This window comes from Thermodesulfobacterium hydrogeniphilum (assembly GCF_000746255.1).
Classification (GTDB): Bacteria; Desulfobacterota; Thermodesulfobacteria; order Thermodesulfobacteriales; family Thermodesulfobacteriaceae; genus Thermodesulfobacterium; species Thermodesulfobacterium hydrogeniphilum.
The window spans coordinates 1-2,861 of record NZ_JQKW01000005.1 but is presented as its reverse complement, the minus strand read 5'-3'; the positions used below and the strand labels follow the sequence as shown (position 1 = coordinate 2,861).

Sequence of the window (2,861 nt, the reverse complement as noted above, 5' to 3'; positions counted from 1 at the left end):
TAGAGGTAGTTTATCCAGGAGTTATAGTAGGTATTACAGATAAAACTTATACTGTTTCAGAAGAAAAAAGAGGTCCTTTGGTTTTTTATTTGGAAAGTGAAATTATCCAAATAAAAACAGATTAATGAGGTTATATAATGTATAAAGATTGGGAAGATATTTATGAAAGTTTGGCTTTGGAATTAAAAAAAGAGATTGCTGAGAATTATTTTTCTGAAAAAGTTTATTTAGAAGAAGAATGGAATAGTTTTAAAGAGCTTTTGGAAGAACTTAGAATTAAACAAAAAAAGATTTTTAATAATGCCTGGAAAATATATTTTATGCTTCAAGATTCTGATTTGGTAGAAGAATTTGAAAAAATTACCAATTTTCCTTTAAAAGAAACTATTTCTCAAAGTAAAATGCTTTATGAGAATATATATAATATTCCTGAAGAAAATTTGAAAAGAAAACTTTTTGCAAATGAAATTTCTCCTTTTGCTTTAACTACAAAAGGGAAATTTATAAAAATTTTTTTCAATATTTATAAACGATTTTTAAAAGTTTTAGAAGAATATCTCAAAAATTATCAAAAAATAGAAAAACTGTATAACATATTAAAAGAAGAAACAAAAAATTTTCATAAAAAATTTGACATGTCTTATATTCTAAATTTTTTTAATAAATTAAATCTTTCTGAATTAGAGTCTGAATTAGGAACTTTGGAAAATAAAGAGAAGATTTGGAAAGAAATATCTGAAAGATTGAAAATAAAAATACCTGAGGAATTTGAAAAGGATTTCAAAAAATATAATAAGATTCCTGAATTTTCAAAAGTATATTCCAAATTATCAAACCTTATTAAAAAAGCTTTTGAAAGAAATCCTGAAAAAGCAAAGGAGATATTAAAACTTGTTTATTAATACTATAAAAAAATATATAGAGAAATTTAATCTTTTTCAGAAAGGAGATAGAGTTTTATTAGGTATTTCTGGAGGGCTTGATTCTGTAGTTCTTTTAGAAGTTCTATACCTTTTAAAAAAAGATTACGAATTAAAGTTGTTTGTTTCTCATTATGATCACAAAATCCGTAAGGATTCTCTTGAAGATGCTTCATTTGTATATAAACTTTGTAAAGAAAAAAATATTCCCTTTTTTTACACTGCAGCTTCTGTTCCTGCTTATGCTAAAAGGGAGAAACTTAGCTTAGAAATGGCAGGAAGAGAATTAAGATATAACTTATGGTTTAATTTAGCTAAAAAATATGATTTTCAAAAAATTGCTTTAGCCCATCATCTGGATGATCTTGCTGAGGAAATATTTATGAAATTGATCAGGGGCACAGGAAAAAGAGGTCTTGCAGGTATTCCTATAAAAAGAGAAGAACTTATAGTAAGGCCCTTTTTGTTTGTAACTAAAGAAGAAATTCGTAAATTTGCTTTGGAAAAAAATTTGAATTGGAGAGAAGATTATACTAACAAGGATCTTAGATTTTTAAGAAATAAAATAAGACATATTTTGATTCCTTTTTTGGAGAAACATTTTAATAAAAATATTAAAAAAAATATTAAAAAAACAGCTCTAATCATAGCTGAAGAAGAAGAATTAATTGAAGAGTTTGCCAAAAAAAAATTTGAAGAAATAAAATTTTACATAGATAGAGATTTAAGTTTAAAATTACATGAGCTAAAACAAATTCCTTCAGTATTAAGAAGAAGAATATATTTTATTGTATTTCAAAAAGTAGGGATACCTATTTTTAGAATTACTTATAAACATTTGGAAAGCCTTGAAAATCTTGTTATAAAAAGAGTAAAAGGCCCTGTTTATCTACCAGGGGGATTTTTAGCTTATAGAGGTCCCGGGTATATAACATTTACTCAAAAGGTTTTTTCTTTTCCTTATTTTGCAATCAAAATTGAGACAGAAGGAGAATACTCATTACCAACTAAACAAAAACTTAAAATTTTTAAGATTAAAAATCAGGAGAAATTAAATTTACCTAATAGTATGATATTTTCTGCTGAAAAACTAACTTTTCCTTTTGTTATTCGTAAAAGAAAACCTGGAGACAGAATATTCTGGCCTCCTATAGGACATAAAAAATTAAAAAAATTTTTATGGGAAAAAGAAATACCTTCTTATTTAAGGGAAAATGTTTTAGTAATAGAACACATAAATAAAATTATAGGAGTGTGGAACCTTTATATACATCCAGAATATAAAGTTAAGAAAGATACTAAAGAAGTTATAGTTTTACAAATAATTTAGATATCAAAACTTATGATAAATAAGAAAAAAATAAAACAACAGGGTTTATGGATAGACGACCTTTTATTTAGAGTCTCTTTGGACGATATGATTCTATATTTAGATAGCGAACCATTTGAAGAATTTTCTCTTGAAAATTTAATTAAAAAATGGCAAACAATTAAAGACACACTTAAAAATATGGGATTTTTTGGGGTATTAGATTATCCTGAAGTGGTTGAAAATAAAATTGTTGTAGCAAAAGGCTTACCACCAAAGCCTCCTATTCCTGAAAAAATAGAATTTTTTGAAAAGGTACTTTATATTTTAAAGAAAGAAAAGCCAGAAATCACAGAGATTGAAGAAACAAAAAGAGAAGATCTTAGAGAGGCTTATCAAACTATTATATGTGCTGAAAAAGATGAACCCATAGGTAAATGGTATCCCTCTATTCCTGGAATACCTGGCACAAATGTCTTTGGAGAATCTATAGAACCTCCTAAGGTTGAAAAGACTTCATCCTGGATATTTGGTAAAAATCTTTATATAGATGAGAACAATTTTATAAGAGCAAAAGAGGCTGGAGTTATACTGATTGAAAACAATAAAATAGAAATATACCCTGAATATAC

The 2,861-nt window shown here is 26.0% G+C and carries 3 protein-coding genes; all 3 read left to right on the top strand.

The features are described from left to right. Positions 1 to 137: 137 nt before the first annotated feature. Positions 138 to 902: a hypothetical protein gene (locus CC87_RS00430; RefSeq protein ID WP_038054981.1), complete on the top strand. Its 765-nt coding sequence runs from the start codon at positions 138 to 140 to the stop codon at positions 900 to 902. Further along, complete coding sequence (tilS, locus tag CC87_RS00425) at positions 892 to 2,250, top strand: tRNA lysidine(34) synthetase TilS (RefSeq protein WP_038054978.1); 1,359 nt, start codon at positions 892 to 894, stop codon at positions 2,248 to 2,250. The genes CC87_RS00430 and tilS overlap by 11 nt, the downstream gene beginning before the upstream one ends. A 12-nt stretch (positions 2,251 to 2,262) precedes the next feature. Next, the coding region (locus tag CC87_RS00420) for a flagellar assembly protein A (RefSeq protein WP_038054975.1) at positions 2,263 to 2,861 on the top strand (599 nt) is incomplete at its 3' end.